The 16,007-nt window shown below is 53.0% G+C and carries 27 protein-coding genes; 11 read left to right on the forward strand and 16 right to left on the reverse strand.

All coding sequences use genetic code 11. The annotated features are described in order from the left end of the window. Positions 1–71: 71 nt before the first annotated feature. Positions 72–287, forward strand: coding sequence for a Sec-independent protein translocase subunit TatA (gene tatA, locus SSARUM2_RS05405; protein WP_004940019.1), 216 nt, complete (start codon positions 72–74; stop codon positions 285–287). Between the two features lie 94 nt (positions 288–381). Here tatA and lipA read toward each other — a convergent pair whose 3' ends face one another. From lipA to SSARUM2_RS05485, 16 genes are all read right to left on the reverse strand, one after another. Next, the gene (lipA, locus tag SSARUM2_RS05410; protein WP_025301835.1) at positions 382–1,347 is read right to left on the reverse strand and encodes a lipoyl synthase; all 966 of its coding nucleotides are present in this window, start codon (positions 1,345–1,347) and stop codon (positions 382–384) included. 101 nt (positions 1,348–1,448) lie between these two features. Further along, a complete protein-coding gene (locus tag SSARUM2_RS05415) occupies positions 1,449–2,534 on the reverse strand; it encodes a tyrosine-type recombinase/integrase (RefSeq protein ID WP_282488609.1) in 1,086 nt (361 codons plus the stop codon). Beyond that, positions 2,512–2,760 carry an excisionase gene (locus tag SSARUM2_RS05420; RefSeq protein ID WP_282488610.1) on the reverse strand — a complete coding sequence of 83 codons (249 nt, stop codon included), beginning with the start codon at positions 2,758–2,760 and terminating at the stop codon, positions 2,512–2,514. The genes SSARUM2_RS05415 and SSARUM2_RS05420 overlap by 23 nt, the downstream gene beginning before the upstream one ends. A 45-nt stretch (positions 2,761–2,805) precedes the next feature. Next, positions 2,806–3,384, reverse strand: a complete 579-nt coding sequence (locus SSARUM2_RS05425) for a 3'-5' exonuclease (RefSeq protein WP_282488611.1) — start codon at positions 3,382–3,384, stop codon at positions 2,806–2,808. After that, positions 3,377–3,562, reverse strand: a complete 186-nt coding sequence (locus SSARUM2_RS05430; protein WP_282488612.1) for a hypothetical protein — start codon at positions 3,560–3,562, stop codon at positions 3,377–3,379. Before SSARUM2_RS05430 ends, SSARUM2_RS05425 begins: the two co-directional genes overlap by 8 nt. Before the next feature lie 131 nt (positions 3,563–3,693). Beyond that, positions 3,694–4,026: a hypothetical protein gene (locus SSARUM2_RS05435; RefSeq protein WP_282488613.1), complete on the reverse strand. Its 333-nt coding sequence runs from the start codon at positions 4,024–4,026 to the stop codon at positions 3,694–3,696. Beyond that, positions 4,026–4,340, reverse strand: a complete 315-nt coding sequence (locus SSARUM2_RS05440) for a hypothetical protein (RefSeq protein WP_048797345.1) — start codon at positions 4,338–4,340, stop codon at positions 4,026–4,028. Before SSARUM2_RS05440 ends, SSARUM2_RS05435 begins: the two co-directional genes overlap by 1 nt. Continuing rightward, on the reverse strand, positions 4,340–4,858 hold the full coding sequence (locus tag SSARUM2_RS05445; protein ID WP_282488614.1) for a hypothetical protein: 519 nt from the start codon (positions 4,856–4,858) through the stop codon (positions 4,340–4,342). Before SSARUM2_RS05445 ends, SSARUM2_RS05440 begins: the two co-directional genes overlap by 1 nt. A gap of 18 nt (positions 4,859–4,876) precedes the next feature. Further along, a complete protein-coding gene (locus SSARUM2_RS05450) occupies positions 4,877–5,137 on the reverse strand; it encodes a hypothetical protein (RefSeq protein WP_060559504.1) in 261 nt (86 codons plus the stop codon). Then, positions 5,130–5,615 carry a class I SAM-dependent methyltransferase gene (locus SSARUM2_RS05455; protein WP_282488681.1) on the reverse strand — a complete coding sequence of 162 codons (486 nt, stop codon included), beginning with the start codon at positions 5,613–5,615 and terminating at the stop codon, positions 5,130–5,132. Before SSARUM2_RS05455 ends, SSARUM2_RS05450 begins: the two co-directional genes overlap by 8 nt. Then, positions 5,608–5,799 (reverse strand): DUF1482 family protein, encoded by a 192-nt coding sequence (locus SSARUM2_RS05460; RefSeq protein ID WP_282488682.1) that lies wholly within the window; start codon positions 5,797–5,799, stop codon positions 5,608–5,610. The genes SSARUM2_RS05455 and SSARUM2_RS05460 overlap by 8 nt, the downstream gene beginning before the upstream one ends. Next, the gene (locus SSARUM2_RS05465) at positions 5,799–6,332 is read right to left on the reverse strand and encodes an HD family hydrolase (RefSeq protein ID WP_282488615.1); all 534 of its coding nucleotides are present in this window, start codon (positions 6,330–6,332) and stop codon (positions 5,799–5,801) included. Before SSARUM2_RS05465 ends, SSARUM2_RS05460 begins: the two co-directional genes overlap by 1 nt. 85 nt (positions 6,333–6,417) lie before the next feature. Continuing rightward, entirely contained in the window at positions 6,418–7,245 is an 828-nt protein-coding gene (locus SSARUM2_RS05470) for a DUF2303 family protein (protein WP_282488616.1), read from the reverse strand. Between the two features lie 53 nt (positions 7,246–7,298). Beyond that, positions 7,299–7,670, reverse strand: coding sequence for a hypothetical protein (locus SSARUM2_RS05475; RefSeq protein WP_049193629.1), 372 nt, complete (start codon positions 7,668–7,670; stop codon positions 7,299–7,301). A gap of 383 nt (positions 7,671–8,053) precedes the next feature. Continuing rightward, positions 8,054–8,587 (reverse strand): hypothetical protein, encoded by a 534-nt coding sequence (locus SSARUM2_RS05480; protein WP_282488617.1) that lies wholly within the window; start codon positions 8,585–8,587, stop codon positions 8,054–8,056. Positions 8,588–8,829: 242 nt separating this feature from the next. Further along, on the reverse strand, positions 8,830–9,381 hold the full coding sequence (locus SSARUM2_RS05485; RefSeq protein ID WP_282488618.1) for a hypothetical protein: 552 nt from the start codon (positions 9,379–9,381) through the stop codon (positions 8,830–8,832). A 28-nt stretch (positions 9,382–9,409) separates the two neighbouring features. On the opposite strand from SSARUM2_RS05485, the gene SSARUM2_RS05490 reads away from it, so the two are divergent. From SSARUM2_RS05490 to SSARUM2_RS05535, 10 genes are all read left to right on the forward strand, one after another. Continuing rightward, complete coding sequence (locus SSARUM2_RS05490) at positions 9,410–9,661, forward strand: helix-turn-helix domain-containing protein (protein ID WP_282488619.1); 252 nt, start codon at positions 9,410–9,412, stop codon at positions 9,659–9,661. Between the two features lie 59 nt (positions 9,662–9,720). Next, complete coding sequence (locus SSARUM2_RS05495) at positions 9,721–10,194, forward strand: YmfL family putative regulatory protein (protein WP_025303602.1); 474 nt, start codon at positions 9,721–9,723, stop codon at positions 10,192–10,194. A 250-nt stretch (positions 10,195–10,444) separates the two neighbouring features. Continuing rightward, complete coding sequence (locus SSARUM2_RS05500) at positions 10,445–11,266, forward strand: hypothetical protein (protein ID WP_060559516.1); 822 nt, start codon at positions 10,445–10,447, stop codon at positions 11,264–11,266. Further along, complete coding sequence (locus SSARUM2_RS05505; RefSeq protein ID WP_055312896.1) at positions 11,266–11,448, forward strand: DUF4222 domain-containing protein; 183 nt, start codon at positions 11,266–11,268, stop codon at positions 11,446–11,448. Before SSARUM2_RS05500 ends, SSARUM2_RS05505 begins: the two co-directional genes overlap by 1 nt. Next, positions 11,445–11,633 (forward strand): DUF4222 domain-containing protein, encoded by a 189-nt coding sequence (locus SSARUM2_RS05510; protein WP_055312899.1) that lies wholly within the window; start codon positions 11,445–11,447, stop codon positions 11,631–11,633. Before SSARUM2_RS05505 ends, SSARUM2_RS05510 begins: the two co-directional genes overlap by 4 nt. Then, positions 11,630–12,721, forward strand: coding sequence for a conserved phage C-terminal domain-containing protein (locus SSARUM2_RS05515; protein WP_282488620.1), 1,092 nt, complete (start codon positions 11,630–11,632; stop codon positions 12,719–12,721). The genes SSARUM2_RS05510 and SSARUM2_RS05515 overlap by 4 nt, the downstream gene beginning before the upstream one ends. After that, positions 12,718–12,960, forward strand: coding sequence for a hypothetical protein (locus SSARUM2_RS05520; RefSeq protein WP_282488621.1), 243 nt, complete (start codon positions 12,718–12,720; stop codon positions 12,958–12,960). The genes SSARUM2_RS05515 and SSARUM2_RS05520 overlap by 4 nt, the downstream gene beginning before the upstream one ends. Then, entirely contained in the window at positions 12,957–14,087 is a 1,131-nt protein-coding gene (locus tag SSARUM2_RS05525; protein WP_282488622.1) for a site-specific DNA-methyltransferase, read from the forward strand. The genes SSARUM2_RS05520 and SSARUM2_RS05525 overlap by 4 nt, the downstream gene beginning before the upstream one ends. Then, on the forward strand, positions 14,084–15,121 hold the full coding sequence (locus tag SSARUM2_RS05530; RefSeq protein ID WP_282488623.1) for a DUF968 domain-containing protein: 1,038 nt from the start codon (positions 14,084–14,086) through the stop codon (positions 15,119–15,121). The genes SSARUM2_RS05525 and SSARUM2_RS05530 overlap by 4 nt, the downstream gene beginning before the upstream one ends. Further along, a complete protein-coding gene (locus SSARUM2_RS05535) occupies positions 15,118–15,939 on the forward strand; it encodes an antitermination protein (RefSeq protein WP_282488624.1) in 822 nt (273 codons plus the stop codon). Before SSARUM2_RS05530 ends, SSARUM2_RS05535 begins: the two co-directional genes overlap by 4 nt. Positions 15,940–16,007: the final 68 nt, after the last annotated feature.

A 16,007-nucleotide genomic window follows, 5' to 3' on the forward strand; every position in this document is an offset into this window, starting at 1 on the left:
TCGCTAAATATTCGCAGGCAAGGTCAGTTTTTCTCGCTGTTCACGCAGCGCTCTATGATAAGAAGGTGAGTATGGAAGGTATCAGCATTACCAAACTTCTGGTGATTGCGGTGTTGGTGATTTTACTGTTCGGCACCAGCAAACTGCGTACGCTCGGCGCCGATCTTGGCGCGGCGCTGAAAGGCTTTAAAAAAGCCGTGGGCGACGACAGCACGCCGCCGGCCGCCGGCAACAACGCCGCTGAAAGCCAGTCCGCTCAGCAGAGCGTCGAAAAGAAAGACGTTTAACCCCGCCTGGTGGCGCGCAATAAAAAACGGATGCCTTGCGGACATCCGTTTTTTTGGCGTTTCCGCCGTCTTTAGCGTAACAAACTATTACGCGTTATTTCACTTCCATCCCTTTGGCCTGCAGATCGGCGTGGTAAGACGAACGCACGAACGGGCCGCAGGCGGCGTGGGTGAAGCCCATCGCCATCGCTTCTTCTTTCATCTCGTCGAACTCGGCCGGGCTGACGTAGCGCTGCACCGGCAGGTGGTGACGGCTCGGCTGCAGGTATTGCCCCAGCGTTAGCATGGTCACGCCGTGGCGGCGCAGATCGCGCATCACTTCGACGATTTCCGCGTTGGTTTCGCCCAGGCCGACCATCAGGCCGGATTTGGTCGGGATATCCGGGTGCGCTTCTTTAAAGCGCTCCAGCAGCTTCAGCGACCACTCGTAGTTGGCGCCCGGGCGCACCTGGCGATATACGCGCGGCACGTTTTCCAGGTTGTGGTTGAATACGTCCGGCGGCGTGGCGGTGAGGATTTCCAGCGCGCGATCCATACGGCCGCGGAAGTCCGGCACCAGCGTTTCAATTTTGATGTTCGGGCTCTTGGCGCGGATGGCCGAGATGCAGTCGGCAAAGTGTTGAGCTCCGCCGTCGCGCAGATCGTCGCGGTCAACCGAGGTGATCACCACATAACGCAGCGCCATGTCGGCGATGGTTTGCGCCAGCTTTTCCGGCTCGTTGGCGTCCGGCGCGATCGGGCGGCCGTGGGCCACGTCGCAGAACGGGCAGCGGCGGGTACAGATGGCGCCGAGGATCATGAAGGTGGCAGTGCCGTGGTTGAAACACTCGGACAGGTTAGGGCACGAAGCTTCCTCACAGACGGAGTGCAGGCCGTTTTTACGCATCGCGGCTTTGATGCCCTGAATGCGCGTTGAGTCGGCAGGCAGTTTGATCTTCATCCACTCGGGTTTACGCAACAGCTCCTGCCGTTCGGTGACCACCGTTTTGACCGGGATCAGCGCCATTTTGTCAGCATCGCGGTATTTGACGCCGCGTTCCATCTGAATTGGTTTACTCATAATCGTGCAGGTTCCAGTTACGAAGCTCGACTCTTTTTTTAATGATTTAAAATCAATAGGTTAGAATGTCGATGTAAAATGGTAGTAAAATTCTGGTAATACTATACCACCTTTACGGTGATCCATTCAGCCCCTCTTGTATCACGATAGAGGTCTGTCATGGCTGCTGTTTTATGCCCCATGATAGCCTGAGCCACCTCTTTTCCGTAAAGGTCGGTATACAAACGCGCTGATAAGCTGCGTATTTCATGGAGGCTTGGCTCGGTGCCTGGCCATCTTAAATCGGTTTTATCCCTTGCTGTGCTGAATCCCTTTGATAGAGTACCGGGCTTTAATCCAGACCCTTTTTTAGTACCCCTAACGGTGTGGAGTAAATATTTGCTTACGACACCAGATGTGCGGCATCTTGAAATTACCTCCTCCAACACCAACCCCTCGCTCGGAATAGAAAGGCTCAGTGGTAAAGAAACCCTTGCGCCGGTCTTGATCTGCTCTACCCACAAAAAACCATCACGTACGTCTTTAAATTTCATCTCGGCCAGATCCTCGCGCCGCTGGCCAGTGACAAGGGCTAGGTCGAACATATTTTTTACCCATTGTTCTTGATCACTGGTAGCGCTCAGTATTTGGTTGTACTCGGTCACTGTCAGGCGGCTTCTCAAGACCTTGTTTGCCGGTGCCTTCGTCGGTGTTACTGGGTTCTCTTTGATGTGGCCAGCGGCGATAGCTTCGTTGAACGCGTCATTCAATATCTGTCGCAGCTTGACTGCCGTGGCTTTTTTTCCCTGCTGAACATAACTATCCATCATACCCGCCACGTCTTTTGTCGTGACCCGAGAAAGCAGCAAGTCCCCGATATGGTCTTTGATATAACCAATTTGGAGCCCACGTTGACGAAGAGTGCCATCAGCTAATTCGCGCTTTTTGAGGATGCCCAAGAAGTTATCAAGATGGTTGCCAAGCGTCAGAATATCTGCACCTTGCAGCCTATCCGCCAGGCGCACTTTGTTCTGCAGGTTGTAGACCAGCAGATTGGCTTCTACAGCCTCGTTTATAGCATCAGTTTTATCGGTACCGAGGCCGTAGCGCTTCCCATCGCGGGGATCGCGCCACTGATAATTGCCGTTACTTTCGTACAGGTTGGGCGGCAGGTCTTTGTGTTTCCTACTTCTCGGTCTGGCGGCCATGAATACGCTCCGCTAATTTATATTTGTTAATGGGTTTGGCTTTTTTGGCTACATCCTTCGGGTTATGTGGATTTACATATTTCGCATTTGGATAAACCCACCAATTACGACCTATCTTTTCCGCCGGAGGATAGATGCGGCCTGTGCGGGCCCACATCCAAAGAGTGCCTCTTTTATAAGGCTGACTGAATTTATCTGCAGCCCATTCCACCAAAGTGATCTTCATGGCTTTCTCCACACGATAGAGGCCCGCTGCAACGGGCCGAGTTAATTACAGTTCTGTAGGTTGCTGATGGGGGGCCAGTAATCGCTGATGGATTGCCGAAACATACTGTGCCTGGTGTACCGCGTCTGCCAGTGCATTGTGGCGTTCACCGTCGAAAGGCAGGTCGCGTTTCGGGTCGAATCCGACACGCCGGCCGAGGTTCACCATGGTGCGCACGTCCAAATCGTTGAACCAGTTCCAACATGGCGCTTTACTGCAGCGCTCGTAGGCTTCACGCAGAATGACGTTGTCGAAGGCGGCACCGTTGCCCCAAACCTTCAGATACTTCGGCTGCTCGCAGCTGCGGGTGACGAAATTGGTCCTCGCATCGAGGGCTTCAGCGATGGGTTTTGCCTCGTCACTGGTGATCGCCGCTCGGGCCTCGCTACTTTGTTTTAGCCACCATTTGATGGTATCGCCATCGGGAACGGCGCCGGCGGCCAGTTCACTCGCCAGATTTACCGCGGTATAAAACTGCGGGCCCAACTCACCCGTCATAGGGTTAAAGAACACGGCGCCGATCGCCACGATTGGTGCATTTGGCTTGTTGCCCATGGTTTCCAGGTCAATCATCAGATCATTCATTGTTTTTACCTTGTGTTGGGACCGCTGCCAGCCATTGAAATAGTTTTTCCGCATCTGCTGCGTCGATCACGCGCTGGCCGTTGTCGAGAACATGAACTTTTACCTGCATCCCGGCGACTTCCATCGTTTCCTCTGCAACCGAGACTGGCAAATCAGATAACTCGCTCAGCTTATCCATGCTGGACTTCCGCATATCTGATCCGCCCGTAATACTTGCCAGAGCGAAAGCGATAATGTTTCTTGCATTGCCACATGTCACACTCTGTTGTTATCGCGATACCACGCACCAGGCGTGGTGAAAAATCATGCTTAGGCATGGGTGATCACCCCTCGGTGGCTGATACGATATACACGCTTAGGCATGCCGGCAGATTGGCGATTACCGCCGGTAAACTGTGCCCAGATATTCAGCTCATTGAGAAAACCACGCAGGCCCATTGCAGTACGACGACAACCGTTTTTATTTGCTTTACCGACAGAGCGCTTGGCTTTGCGGATTACTCTTCGGTTATGGGCGTTACAGACTTCAATCCAACGGTCATTTCCCCTGTTTTTGTAGGGGGCACGAGCGTTGCGATGACGGGAAGTTCTCTCGATACGGTATGCCTCGTTCAACTCGTCAAGATAGGTTGCTTTACTCATTACTCGTCTTCCTCATTGGCCATAACCAGCTGCGTATCGTCCGGTACTTCCATGGTCAGTTGGACGCTGTAACCTCGCTCATGCATGGAGTATGAGACAGGCCAAGCTGGCACCGGCACGTCTTCGCCAACCTGACAAAGCCCAATAGCCCAGCAACCTTCATCGGTGTAGGTTGCGACAATCAGCACTTCGCCTTCGGCAGATTTCAAGTGATAGATCCCCAGCTCGTTAAAGCAGCCGATCTCTTCACGTATTGCACCCTCAACCTCAAACAGATCATCGCTGGCGCCATAAAAATTTAGTGTCTTGCTCATCAGTAACCCCTGCAGCGCGTGGCCAGCCGAATACGTTGATAAATTTCACCTGCGTTGCTGCGCTCTTCTCCCAGTTCGCAGGCACAGAAATAGGCATAGGCTGCTTTTTCACATGCTTGGTGAGCGTCGATAAACTCCCGCTTCAAAGCTTCGGTGTGGTGCTTTGCAACCAGATTCTTTAAGGCCTCTGGATCCTCTTCAATAGGGCGCAGCCAGTAACAAACTGGCCCATCTTCGGTATCGTGGATTGAACCGATAAACCAGCCATCGCCCGCCGGCGGGGTGGGCTCCCACTGGCTAATATCGCCGTCCCCGGATTCATAGGCATCGATCTGTTCGGCTGTGGCATGATTTTCCATCCACTGCAGCGCGCCAGTGACGCGGTTTGCTTCCTTCCACGCCTCAAATTCGCCAGGCGCGCCATATTCCGCGCCATTGGCCGGCGTAAAGTAATGTGGGTGCGTCCAATAGCCGTACTGGTCGCGTTGTGGTTCAACTGCGGTGATCAATTTGCTCATGCTGTTTCCTTCTGGGCTTTAGCCCGATTGTTTTGGCTGATAGAACGCATCCATCAGGAAGCGTTTGCCGAGTTTGGTTAATTTCCCGTGCAGCTTCTTCGTGAAGCCGATTTCCACCATGATGGTAGAGAGGGTGTGGCCAGACCATGAATCACACGCAGCTTTAAGGCACCCTTGCTCTAACATTTTCCGTTTGTTAACGGGGCCAAAGTTGGTGCCGTCGAACGCTTGCTCAATATACTCATCTGTGATGTGGTCGCAGTTAACCGGTTTAGCCATTGCCATCCCCCTTCACGAAGATGATCCAGTGCGTTTTGTCGTTCTTTCCGGTGCGCTGCCAGATCGCCGGTTTTTCGTCTGTGAGGGCGATGATCTGGCTAACCGGTATCTGGGTTTCGTTCCATTTGAAGATCAGCACGCCGTGTGGCCGCAGCACGCGGAAAGCCTCGGTGAACCCGGATCGCAGTTCATCGCGCCATGTTTCACGGTCGAGCTTCCCGTACTTCTTGCCCTGCCAGCCATTGGGACCTACGCGCTCCAGGTGCGGTGGGTCGAACACGACAACAGAGAAACTACCGTCTGCAAACGGCAGCGCTGTGAAGTCGGCGATCAGGTCCGGGGAGATAACCAGCTTTCTACCATCGCAAAGGGTGTGGCTCTCGCAGCGCTTGTCGCTGAATACAGCGCGCTCGTCCTCTTTGTCGAACCAGAACATGCGCGGTCCGCAGCACATATCGAGGATTGTTTTCTCAGTCAGCATCTTCGGCCTCCTGGCGTTGCGCCGGGATCACTCCATCAACCGGCATACACTCGTATTGCGAGGGTAATTTCTGCTGGTGGATATCCGCCAGGCAGTTACTTTTGTCTGGATATACCCAGCCTTGCGGCACAAATTCGCAGGGCTGATAGGTGTAGCAGACGAGCAGGAACAGGCCGAACATCACGCAGCCCTCTCGCTGGCCAGCTGGTTATAACGCTGCATGAACATCGCCCTGGCCTGTACTGGATTGACTGGTGAAACGAAAATGTCTTCCGAAGGGCGGATCCCGTTGAGCATTGGCCAAGGTGTCCCATCGTCAATGTCGAGATCGCGGCGTTCGGTGGCCAGCATCACCAGATCGGCATGCTTGACGATCTGGCTGGTGGTGGGTGGAAGGCCGAATTTATAACGAATAACAAAATCAATATTATTTTCGATGCCGCGATAGTCGGGAATTAACTTTTTAAGCGGTGATGGAATATCTTTGCAATATGCTTCGTGCGCGTCATGCAGTAATGCTTCAAAAGCAAAACTAGGCGGGACGATTTTACTGGCAATGACACAATGCTGCGCCACGCTATAGAATTCAGGAATGTGACCATTGAAGCGGCATTCATGAGATAAGGCTTGCGCTATATCTTCAATGCAAATAGCGTCAACGGTTGGCGCTTCGTAATCAAAGCGTTTACCCGTAAAGGTTAAAATCCAAGACATAATTATTCTCCACACAGTTTTTGGCAACACTTCACCAAATACCCCATCGCTGGGGTATTTGAGGCTGTATTACTTATTTAAAAAATCAGGCTTTAAAATTACCGATGAAGGTTTCTACTGAGCCGCCATCGAATTTATCGATCAGCAGATCGCGAAACTCGTTGGCAATTGCCTCTTCCTGCGCTTCAAGTTGAACAATGCGCAAGACGAAAAGCGGCTCGTCACTTTTCAGCAGGCTATTGCGAAGGCTGAACTTGCGTTCCCCGAGGCCTTCATACGGGGTGCAGCTGAATTCGAATGCAACCGGCATCACGTCTTTGCTACTGGCTTCAATGCTTTGCATGAGTGATTTTTTACCGCTGAAATCACCGTCTTCATGATCTGCTTCTGACATTTGCTTAATGCTCACGCGGCGAACGGCACCGGCAGCCTGCGAGATAGACATTGCTTTACCCTCGGCATCAAATGCTTCCAGATAGTCGCTCCAGTCTTCCAGCCATTCGGCAATATTTTTCTGGCGCAGGCGATCGCCATCAATTGCCAGCAATGCACGGTATGGTGCGGTTTTCTTGAGTTTGATCGAGGCGACGTTATCTGCATGGCCTGGGTTCTCAAGGGAACCGATATTGAACACTGACCGTGCACTCATGTTGTCGGCGTCAATGAAGCAGCGTGCTGGCTCTTCCGCTTTGGCATAGCCAGTGGAGTAGCGAACAAAATCGGCAATGCTGGTTGTTTCCATGGCACCGCGGAAGCGGAAGCGTTCTAAGCCGAATCGCTCAAGGCTTTCAACGCCAACACCTTCAGGTAAAATTGCTGTCGGGCAGGCTAACCCTTCGATATCACGAAGGTGATAACCAGAAATCACCAGGTCTTTAACTTGTTGAATTGCTCCGCCATCTAATTGAGACATAAAATAATCCTTTGGGTTAATTAAATATAGCGTTTATGAATAAGGGCGCGTTATTACTTAGCGACCCGTAATTTACCGTCAGTGCCGCCATCTACTGTAAATAGCTGGCCTTGGTCTTCTTGCAGAATTGTTAACTTACCGCCTTTGCCAACGTACATTGGCGTTTCGGTGGTATCTTCTTCTGAAACTTTCCCGCGTGGTGTTGGGGTTACAAATTTCAGTTGATGTTTAATGCTGACGCGCTTTTCTTCAACCGAATTGCTTAAACGGTCAATGTCGAGGGTAATAACGACTTTACCTTTACCGCCATTATTAAGAACGCCCAGCGCAGTAGCGTTTAAGGCTGCTGAAAATTTATTTTCAAACACGCCGGCATCCAGTTCACCCAGAAAGTCCGGCACATTGGTTTTGCGGTCTTCACTCATAAAATAGTCCTCACACGAAGCGGCGATCGCCGCGGTTTTCTCCACACACCAGGTGGCGCACCGCGCCGGGCTATACTGTGTAGAAATAAAAAAGAAAACCGGCACAGTACGCCACCTGATGTGTAAAAAGGGCGGCCAGCCTATGAACATTATCTTCATCCTCCTGGTGTTGGTGGGTTGAAGTTCGGCGTGGCCGCCAAAGACTACACACAGCAATTCATCGGTTGTAGTGGCCGGCGGACAACGCCCCTGAAGTCCACCAGCCAGATCCACAACGGTATGCTCACTCATGAGTCAAGATCCTCCACCGCTCCCAGAATTAAGGGAAAGGGCGAGTGAGCATGCCGTTGTGCGCCCCGTAGGGCGCGGTGGGTGTTAGTCGATCAGCGGGGTTCAATTAGTTGCGTTACTCTGTCATTGCCTTGGAAATTCCATTCTCTGCCAGGGCCGAAGTAGCCCGGTTCAATTCTGCCGGATACCCATTCAGCAATATTTGCCGCTACATCTTTTCCGTCAGTTCCCGCCCCGGGGAAACTGAGTACTTTTATCACTTTAAAGACCGCACCATGCGCGTGAACAATGTCACCGATAATAACTTCTGTGTTTAAAACTCTTTGTAATTCCATCATTTTACCCTTTGTAGCCCCGCCGCTTTGGCGGTCGGTACTACGCCAAATCCCGGAACAAACAAAATCGGTGAAATGTTGCTGGTTAACTATGGTTTGTCCCGCAGTCAGCATGTCAGGGTGGGCTGTTTGATAGTCAGCTTTCCGATCAGCAATGAACGAAACCATGTCAGCGCCACGACGATTCACGTTAAAGTTTCCTGTGTGAACCAACATCGCCGCAAAACGTTGCTGAACGTTGAATTCAACAGCCGTTTCATATGCGTCTTTACTGAATTTCTCGTTAGTCATCGTGTAACCCTCTGCTGTAAGTCTGGCTCAGCGAATCATCCCGATCTTCATGCGCCTCGGGCGGCTACTTCATGGGCGTCCTGCCTGTTCGCTGTTGATGTAACTAATATAGCGAAACGCAAAAAACAAAATCAAGGATTATTTTGCGAAACGCGAAATTGCGGCATAAAAAAACTCCCACCGAAGCGGGAGTTTGTATGAATATCAATCAATTAATGAGCTTTCCATCAGACCAGACTAACTTAAGCTTTGATTTTCTTTGGTTGCTTTAATCTGCTACCTCCTTCGAGCCATTTTTTTGCTTTTGATTCCAGAGAATCAGCATAGGCTCTTGCATCACTATCGATCCACTCAGGGGGGGCATCACTCGATCTGGATAGAAAATAACGAGCTACCGCTTGCTGTTCTGGAAGCGCGCTTGCAAACAATTCATTAATTTCTATGAATTTTTCCTGTTCATTGGGTATTGAATAGGAGTGGTCTACGTCTAACCATCCCTCTGGTTTTCCAGCCGCTTCCTCAATACGCCTGGCGGTACTTTTACGCATACCTCTTGGCTTACCAGTCTTCGAGTCTTTTGCGCCTGTTTTTAAGTTGGCGAATTGTGCGGGCGACATGCCAACACGGTTAGCGGCCTCGGTTGGGCCGCCTAACTCCGTCTCCAAAAGACGCATGTTGTCTCGTCGAATTTCATCAATGTCTTTCATGCCGAAATTACATAGCAAAACGCAAAAATCGTATATGCGCGTAACGCTTAAATCCTTGCTTGTAATTTCGCGTTTCGCTATATTCATTTCGTAACTTTCAACAAAGTGAGCACCTATGAACTTAAAAAGTTTTACTGAGCAACGTCGAGGCTTGGCCACTCAACTGGGCAAGTCCATTGGCGTCAATGCCTCATTAATTTCTCAATGGGCGAATGGCATTCGTCAGATACCAGCAGAGCGTTGCCTTGAAATTGAAAAAGCAACTTCGGGTTTAGTTACCTGCGAAGAGCTACGGCCAGATGTTGATTGGACTTACCTGCGCGGTACGCGTCCTTGCTCTTCAGGTCAGGAAACAAGCGCAGCCTGAAATGCATACGGAGTCTACCGCCCCGGCGGGATAACAGTAACTACCAAAGGAAAAACAACATGGTAGAGCCAAATTTGAAAGATGTAGTGAAAGGCATGTGTAAGGCGGTTGCTGGTGGCCGATCCGCGATGGCCGGCGCACTGGGCATGTCGGAGACGGCGTTCAACAACAACCTCTACGAGAAGAACGGCTGCCGCTTCTTCGAGATCGGCGAACTGGAAGCGATGGAGGATATCTCAGGCACCAACCTGCTGACCGAATATTTCGCCCGGCGCCGGGGTTTGCTCGTGGTGGAGATCCCCGCTCTGGACGAATTGGACCAGGTGGAATTGTTCAGCAAAAGCATTCGCACCGCCGCACACCGTGGGCATGTGGATCAGATCATTCAGGAGTCGCTCGCTGATGGCGTCATTGATGAGAAAGAGGCTGCCGAGATCATGCGTTATCACCGTAAGCACCTGCAGGCTCGTGATGCAGAGGTTAGGGCGGTGCTGGCGCTGTTTGGCAAAAAGGCCAAGTGCCAGAAAGGGTAACGCCCAGAGGTTGCAGCCCCTGGGCGTCGGTGCGAGTAAATCAGTGTGTGGAGAAATAATCGCATGAGCAATTTAACCAGAAATTCTATGGTGCCGCAAATCCGCTGCCGCGCAATGACTGGCGGTAATTCTGCGTCGCCGTTCCGGTATGAGGTCAATGTACTGGGTCGGTGGATTGCCAGCAACTACCAGTTTGCCCGATGGGTGGTAGATGGCGGTGCCTGGTTGTCACGACACAGCGAGGTGAAGCATGACTAATCTACCAGCGACCGGTATCACTATGACCAGCCTGGAGCTGGTGGACTACATCAACGCTGAGCGTGAGTCGAAAGCGATCGCCGCCGGCGCCTCGTTCCCGAGCAAGGGCCATACCCGTTTGCGCCACGCTGATTTTATGGCGAAGGCGCCGCGCGTATTGGGTGAAAACCACTCAACGAAATTTTTCGCTCAGTACACCGACCCGACCGGGCGCGAGCTTCCATGTCTGCACTTACCCAAGCGCGAAGCCTGCCTGATGGCCATGAGTTACAGCTACGAGATACAGGCGAAGGTGTTCGACCGCATGACAGCGCTGGAGCAAGCCAACGTACCGGCGCCACAGCTGCCGGCGACCAAGACAGACCAGATCCAGGCCGGGTTGTTGATCGTGGAGTCCGCTACCAAGCTGCTGAACCTCTCTCAGTCGTCACGTCTGGGGGCATTGCAGAAGCTGCAAGAGCTGGCTGGCCTGCCGGCACTGATGCCGGTATACGCCATTGATGCGCCATCGGATGCCGTTGACGGCTCCAGCCGGCCGACAGCGGCGATCACCACTCTGTTGAAGCTGAACAGCAGCACGATGAGCACGCCGGTGGCATATCGCATTCTGGAGCGGTTGCGGATAGTCGAGCGCAAAAGCCGCCCCAGCCGGCGCCACGGTGAAAAACATTTCTGGTCGATCACCGCCACTGGTCTGCGGTTCGGGAAAAACATCACCTCACCGAATAACCCGCGGGAAACCCAGCCCCATTTCTATGAATCGCGCTTCCCAGAGTTGCTGCAGCGCATCTACGACGAGTGGAGGCGCGGCTAATGGAAACGGAAGTTATCAAGCCCTGGGTCGAGAACTATCGAGATACCTATGGTGTGGTTGTCCGCACAGTCGGCGTCGACGTAGTGAATCAGCGGGTGATCTTCATGCGTCCGAACTACGACAAGGAATGCGTCCAACCACGGCGGGAGTGGGGCCGTAAGTTTGTGAAGGTGGATGAATGACGATACGAACTAATAGCGGCATTCAGGCCGGCAGCCTTTACCGCGATCGTAATTTTGTGGTGGTGCGGGTGCATAGCACTGATATGGACCGCGGGACGGTCACCTACAGCCCTGTAGGGCAGGAATGGGCGATCACCACAGCAATGATTATTTTTCAGTCACGTTTTATCAGGTTTGACGTATGAGCAGAATATTTGAAGTTGTTCAGGCCATGTCTGGGCAGAAGAACTGCATAGTGATCCCCGGCCCTTACCTGGATTATTTTGCCGGTGATCAGCAGTCCTTTGCTCTGGCCGCTGTGCTGAATCAGCTGGTGTTCTGGACAGGGAAGTCGTCACAGGATGATGGCTGGTTTTACAAGACACATGAAGAACTTGCGGGTGAATTACGCGGTGTCAGTGAAGACCAGGTGCAGCGCGTTGTGAGCAAGCTTCGTAAGAAGTATTTGCCGGGTGTTATTGAAGTATCTACCCGTAAGGTAAATGGCACCCCGAAGAATCATTATCGTATCGATGGCGATAAGCTAATTGCTCTGATTTTCCCGCCAGTAGTGGACTCCGCAGAATCGCGGAATGGAAAACGTGAAACTACGGAATCGACTACGCAGAATCACGGAATGGAAAACGCAGAAGTGCGGGAACAACGCCGCGATTCTGCGGAATCCTATCTCTATACAGATCACTACACAGATCACCACAAACAGATCCAAAACACTTTTGGTCAACCGCCGGCGGCGGCAGACCAGGGGGATGTTGTTTCTGAAGAAATTCACATCACTGACCAGGCCATTCTGGTGCTGAAACACCTGAACCAACTGACGGGCGCCAAATACACCACGGCCAAATCCACCCTGCAGAACATCCGGGCTCGGCTGGTGGACGGACACACGCTGGAGGAACTCAAGCTGGTGGTGGAATTCCTCGTCCAGCGTTGGCTGGGGACTGAATACGCCAAGTACCTGAACCCGGAAGCGATGTTCAAGCCGGTCAAGTTCCCGGGCAACCTGCTGGCGGCTACAGCCTGGCATGACGGCGGGCGCAAGCCAGAGCAAGTCCGTTCGGCGCCGGCGGCCTGCGCAGAGCGTGACGCGGCCTATCGACGTTTCATCGGTAACAGTCTGCCGCTTCAAAACCCGGGCGAGCTGGAGACGTTGGCGAGAACTGAGGCCAGCAAAGCCGGCGTGCGCACCATGCAGCCGAGTTACGCGGTGCCGGCATGGAACCGCATTTGGACTGATTGTGCCCAGCGCCTGGATGGGAGGGCACCCGCATGAAACCAGTAACCAAACAAATTTGTGGCGTTACCGTCTTCCCGCTGGTGGTTGTACTGCAGCAGGTTTGCCGCTGGTGGTCTATCCGAGGGCTGCGAATCCATTGGGCTGATGGTCAGGGCGTGCGCCGCATTGCTCGTGAGCGTGATTGGCAAGGCGTTTTGGTATGTTTCAATATCGAGCAAAACTATAGCTTTATCAAATTGTTGGCAAAGGCAGAGCAGCAAAGGGGGATCCTGTGACATATCAACTTAACGTTGGCCGCTGTGAAGAGGTCCTGCGCGGCATGGCCGATAACTCTGTTGACGCCATAGTAACCGATCCTCCTTACGGCCTGAGCTTCATGGGGCATAAGTGGGATTACCAAGTGCCTACGGTAGATCAGTGGGCAGAATGCCTGCGGGTGCTCAAGCCTGGCGGCCATCTGCTTGCCTTCGGTGGCGCTCGTACCTATCACCGCCTGGTGGTAAATATCGAGGATGCCGGCTTTGAAATTCGTGATCAGCTGATGTGGATTTATGGCAGCGGGTTCCCGAAATCGAAGAACCTGACTGGTGAGCACCAAGGCAAAGGCACGGCCTTGAAACCCGCGCATGAGCCGATTGTTATGGCCCGTAAGCCGCTGCTGGGTACGGTGGAGGGGAATGTGCTGCAGTTCGGAACCGGGGCATTAAACATCGATATTTGCCGGGTACCGACACAGGAAGCATTAAGCGGTGGCACCGGTGGCCTACTGTCTCATGTTCGTGATGAGAAAACCCCCGATGGTGGGGAATGGAAATCAGATCAGCTTGGCCGATGGCCAGCCAATGTTTTGCATGATGGAAGCGAAGAAGTGATCGGCGAGTTTCCTCAAAATTCGGGCGCTCGTTCGCCAGTCAAGGGGACGGAACCAACGGCGAATGGGTTTAGCGGCGCGGTAGAGTTTGGCGGCATGATCAATCGCGTGCCTGGTGCGTTCCACAACGACCAGGGGAGCGCGGCACGTTTCTTCTACTGCGCGAAGGTCTGCAAATCGGAACGCGATGAAGGGATGGATCGTTTCCTTCCGTTCACCGCCAGCGACATGACCGGCGGAAGAAAAGAGGGGAGCGTTGGCCTTAACGATCCACGCGCAGGCGCAGGACGTACTGGCGGGGCCAGGAATAACCACCCGACAGTGAAACCTGTTGAGTTGATGCGCTACCTTTGCCGTTTGGTTACACCTGCTGGTGGCGTAGTTCTCGATCCATTCATGGGCTCAGGTTCAACAGGTAAAGCGGCTCTGCTTGAGGGCTATAGCTTTATTGGCGTTGAGTTGGATCCTGACCATTTAACCACTGCCGCCGCGCGCATTGCACACTCGGCTAAGGCGGTAAGCGGATCATGAGGATGTTATTAACCCCTTACCTACAGCGTGATCTGGGCGTGGTGCTGCTGCGCCCCGGTCGTGAGCTGCTGCATTATTTCAGCGGCCAGCGCCGGCTGCTGATTGCCAACGAGCCAGAAGAGCTAAAACCACTCCCATCGGGTTTGCTGCCGGTAGCCGATCAGGGGCTGGCCAATGATCCGCGGTTGTCGCCATTCTTTCTGCATGAGCGAGTTATCGGCGCCGCTGGTGGTGTTGTTGCTCTGCGTGAGTGGCTGAGCCGCGGCACCGAGTGCCAGTGGCCACATGGCGACGGTTATCACAATCACAACATGGATATTCTGGATTATGACGGCTTGCCTGTCCGTTTGTGCTGGCACCATGAACACTTGCTGCGGGAGCAAACTCACACCACGCTTGACGCTTTGGCAAAGCAGAATGTTGCGGATTGGCTGGTGTACCGGGTCCGAGTGCACTTTCATTTTCGGGAAGACCACGAGCTGAGTCTGCCGGAATTATGCTGGTGGGCCGTGCTAAATGGTGTTTCCGATCTGCTGCCTGATTCGGTGGCGCGCTCGGCATTGCGCCTTCCACCAGCACCGGACGAAACAGGCACGCGTAAAGAGTCGGATATCGTCTGGGAGAAAGCGCCGAAGGCGATCATCAATGAGCGCGTGGAGAAGGTTAAGCCGGCGTTGCTCGTTGATGTGGCCCCGGCGCCGCCGGCGGGCTTTATGTTGCGGCCAAAATTAACGCGCTGGGAATGCGAAAAGTACACCCAGTGGGTGAAGTCGCAGCCGTGCTGCTGTGGTTGTGGCCTGCCGGCAGACGACCCGCATCACATCATCGATCACGGCCTGGGCGGTACTGGCACCAAGCCTCACGACATTTTCACCATTCCTCTGACCCGCAAATGTCATAACGAACTGCATGATGATGTAGCGGCATGGGAGGCCAAGCACGGCAGCCAGCTGTTCCACCTGTTGCGCACGCTGAATAAGGCATTTGGGATTGGGGCGATCACCACGGCAAACAAACTCGGGGTAAAGGCATGAATATTGAAACGGCATTGAAACACTTTAGCCCGAAAAGTTTGCATATCTCTGACACCTCCCGAGCTACTGCAAGTGAAGATTTAACGGGCACTGATATTATGGCTGCGCTTGGAATGGTAGAGGCGAAAGCTGCATTTGGGATGGCGCTGTGCTTGGGTAAATATGGCGTCAGCAAAGAAGACCGGGATTGCTCGGTCGATATGCTAACGCAATTTGCCAGCCAAAAGGCGCCCAGGGCGATTAAGCGAGCCGCCGGCGCCAAATTAGGCCGTTGTCTGCGCATCATGGCTGCCATGGCCTACGGTGAATTTTGCCGGTCTGCGTTATCAGCAGAATCCTGCTCGTGTTGCCAGGGCCGGGGGCTGGTTCGCAAAACCCAGATAAATCGTAACGAGCTGGCGATCCTATGGGAAGAAAATAAATTCAGAATTAAGAATGGGTTGTGGATGTTGAAGGAAAGCAGCCAGCCACCAGCAAAGACTGTATGGGAAGATGTCGCCATGGTGGTCTGTCCAGTATGTAGCGGTAAAGGCAAGGTTAGCGCTCGTTGCCGTTGCCAGGGGACCGGTACCGTTCTGGATAAAAAGGCGAGTGAACTTCAAGGTGTTCCGGTCATGAAGGAATGCCCGAAATGTAAGGGTAGGGGATTTAAACGGGTTCAACCGTCAGTCATACACCATGCGGTTAAAAAGCTGATCCCTGAACTGCCTGAGCGTACATGGCGTTATAGCTGGAAACCGTTTTACGAATCGCTGCTTACCAAATGCTACCAGGAAGAGAGCGAATTGGAGCGTATTTTCAGTAAGGTCACCCGGTGAAAAACTGGCCGCTTGCAAAAGTTGCCGTTTTTTCCTAATATCAAACCTAACGATGGGGTTTGTACGCC

It is taken from the genome of Serratia sp. K-E0102 (assembly GCF_029962625.1).
In the GTDB taxonomy this organism is placed as follows: domain Bacteria; phylum Pseudomonadota; class Gammaproteobacteria; order Enterobacterales; family Enterobacteriaceae; genus Serratia; species Serratia sarumanii.

Excerpts from the sequence above, each read along its gene's own strand:
- tatA (WP_004940019.1), top strand. The coding sequence starts at position 72 with ATGGAAGGTATCAGCATTACCAAACTTCTGGTGATTGCGGTGTTGGTG.
- lipA (WP_025301835.1), bottom strand. The coding sequence starts at position 1,347 with ATGAGTAAACCAATTCAGATGGAACGCGGCGTCAAATACCGCGATGCT.
- SSARUM2_RS05415 (WP_282488609.1), bottom strand. The coding sequence starts at position 2,534 with ATGGCCGCCAGACCGAGAAGTAGGAAACACAAAGACCTGCCGCCCAAC.
- SSARUM2_RS05420 (WP_282488610.1), bottom strand. The coding sequence starts at position 2,760 with ATGAAGATCACTTTGGTGGAATGGGCTGCAGATAAATTCAGTCAGCCT.
- SSARUM2_RS05425 (WP_282488611.1), bottom strand. The coding sequence starts at position 3,384 with ATGAATGATCTGATGATTGACCTGGAAACCATGGGCAACAAGCCAAAT.
- SSARUM2_RS05430 (WP_282488612.1), bottom strand. The coding sequence starts at position 3,562 with ATGGATAAGCTGAGCGAGTTATCTGATTTGCCAGTCTCGGTTGCAGAG.
- SSARUM2_RS05435 (WP_282488613.1), bottom strand. The coding sequence starts at position 4,026 with ATGAGTAAAGCAACCTATCTTGACGAGTTGAACGAGGCATACCGTATC.
- SSARUM2_RS05440 (WP_048797345.1), bottom strand. The coding sequence starts at position 4,340 with ATGAGCAAGACACTAAATTTTTATGGCGCCAGCGATGATCTGTTTGAG.
- SSARUM2_RS05445 (WP_282488614.1), bottom strand. The coding sequence starts at position 4,858 with ATGAGCAAATTGATCACCGCAGTTGAACCACAACGCGACCAGTACGGC.
- SSARUM2_RS05450 (WP_060559504.1), bottom strand. The coding sequence starts at position 5,137 with ATGGCTAAACCGGTTAACTGCGACCACATCACAGATGAGTATATTGAG.
- SSARUM2_RS05460 (WP_282488682.1), bottom strand. The coding sequence starts at position 5,799 with ATGTTCGGCCTGTTCCTGCTCGTCTGCTACACCTATCAGCCCTGCGAA.
- SSARUM2_RS05465 (WP_282488615.1), bottom strand. The coding sequence starts at position 6,332 with ATGTCTTGGATTTTAACCTTTACGGGTAAACGCTTTGATTACGAAGCG.
- SSARUM2_RS05470 (WP_282488616.1), bottom strand. The coding sequence starts at position 7,245 with ATGTCTCAATTAGATGGCGGAGCAATTCAACAAGTTAAAGACCTGGTG.
- SSARUM2_RS05475 (WP_049193629.1), bottom strand. The coding sequence starts at position 7,670 with ATGAGTGAAGACCGCAAAACCAATGTGCCGGACTTTCTGGGTGAACTG.
- SSARUM2_RS05480 (WP_282488617.1), bottom strand. The coding sequence starts at position 8,587 with ATGACTAACGAGAAATTCAGTAAAGACGCATATGAAACGGCTGTTGAA.
- SSARUM2_RS05485 (WP_282488618.1), bottom strand. The coding sequence starts at position 9,381 with ATGAATATAGCGAAACGCGAAATTACAAGCAAGGATTTAAGCGTTACG.
- SSARUM2_RS05490 (WP_282488619.1), top strand. The coding sequence starts at position 9,410 with ATGAACTTAAAAAGTTTTACTGAGCAACGTCGAGGCTTGGCCACTCAA.
- SSARUM2_RS05495 (WP_025303602.1), top strand. The coding sequence starts at position 9,721 with ATGGTAGAGCCAAATTTGAAAGATGTAGTGAAAGGCATGTGTAAGGCG.
- SSARUM2_RS05500 (WP_060559516.1), top strand. The coding sequence starts at position 10,445 with ATGACTAATCTACCAGCGACCGGTATCACTATGACCAGCCTGGAGCTG.
- SSARUM2_RS05505 (WP_055312896.1), top strand. The coding sequence starts at position 11,266 with ATGGAAACGGAAGTTATCAAGCCCTGGGTCGAGAACTATCGAGATACC.
- SSARUM2_RS05510 (WP_055312899.1), top strand. The coding sequence starts at position 11,445 with ATGACGATACGAACTAATAGCGGCATTCAGGCCGGCAGCCTTTACCGC.
- SSARUM2_RS05515 (WP_282488620.1), top strand. The coding sequence starts at position 11,630 with ATGAGCAGAATATTTGAAGTTGTTCAGGCCATGTCTGGGCAGAAGAAC.
- SSARUM2_RS05520 (WP_282488621.1), top strand. The coding sequence starts at position 12,718 with ATGAAACCAGTAACCAAACAAATTTGTGGCGTTACCGTCTTCCCGCTG.
- SSARUM2_RS05530 (WP_282488623.1), top strand. The coding sequence starts at position 14,084 with ATGAGGATGTTATTAACCCCTTACCTACAGCGTGATCTGGGCGTGGTG.
- SSARUM2_RS05535 (WP_282488624.1), top strand. The coding sequence starts at position 15,118 with ATGAATATTGAAACGGCATTGAAACACTTTAGCCCGAAAAGTTTGCAT.